This window comes from Salmonella sp. 5800 (assembly GCF_046558195.1).
GTDB classification, from domain to species: domain Bacteria; phylum Pseudomonadota; class Gammaproteobacteria; order Enterobacterales; family Enterobacteriaceae; genus Salmonella; species Salmonella enterica.
In genome coordinates this window covers 1-670 of the sequence record NZ_JBGDOX010000030.1, presented here as the reverse complement: position 1 = coordinate 670, position 670 = coordinate 1, and the positions used below count along the sequence as shown (strand labels likewise).

Genomic DNA, 670 nt, shown 5'->3' with positions numbered 1-670 from the left:
CACGCATCCGCGCCTCGCGCGCCCGCTGCTGCGCCACGCCGCGCAGAATGGCCCGGCGCTGCAGCACCGTGTGCAGCGCCAGCAGCGCCAGCGGCGCCACGGTCATCGCCACCGCCAGCCAGACAAAAAAGGCGTACCCGCCCATGGCGAAAAAATCGCTCCACGATGAAAATGCCGGACTCACCGGTGCCCCCTTTTCAGTATCAGTTCGCTCACCCACGGGCGGCGTTTTTCCATCAGTAAAATCAGGTTGCGCATCCGCATCAGCGCCAGCGTCATAAAGAGCAGCAGGTAGCCGGCGATGGCCCAGCGCAGCGGCGAGCGCATCGCCGGGTCGATGCTCTGCTGCATCCGCGTCGAGCCCTGGTGCAGGGTGTTCCACCACTCGACGGAATAGTGGATAACCGGCAGGTTCACCACGCCGACCAGCACCAGAATGCCCGCCGCGCGCCCGGCCATTTTACGGTCGTCAAAGGCGTGCCACAGGGCGATGACCCCGGCGTAGAGAAACAGCAGCACCAGCTCCGAGGTCAGGCGCGCGTCCCACACCCACCAGGTGCCCCACATCGGTTTGCCCCACGCCGCGCCGGTGACCAGCGCGATGAAGGTGTACACCGCCCCCACCGGCGCCATCGCCGCGACGGCAAGGCTGGCCATTTTCATCTGCCAG

At 66.4% G+C, this 670-nt stretch carries 2 protein-coding genes; both read right to left on the bottom strand.

Annotated features, from left to right (window positions below; translation table 11 throughout):
* Positions 1-184: heme exporter protein CcmD (gene ccmD / locus ACLJZ5_RS22055; protein ID WP_031626789.1), on the bottom strand; the 184-nt coding region annotated here is incomplete at its 3' end.
* On the bottom strand, positions 181-670 hold a 490-nt coding region (ccmC, locus tag ACLJZ5_RS22050; RefSeq protein ID WP_410959031.1), incomplete at its 5' end, for a heme ABC transporter permease CcmC. The genes ccmD and ccmC, both read right to left, overlap by 4 nt.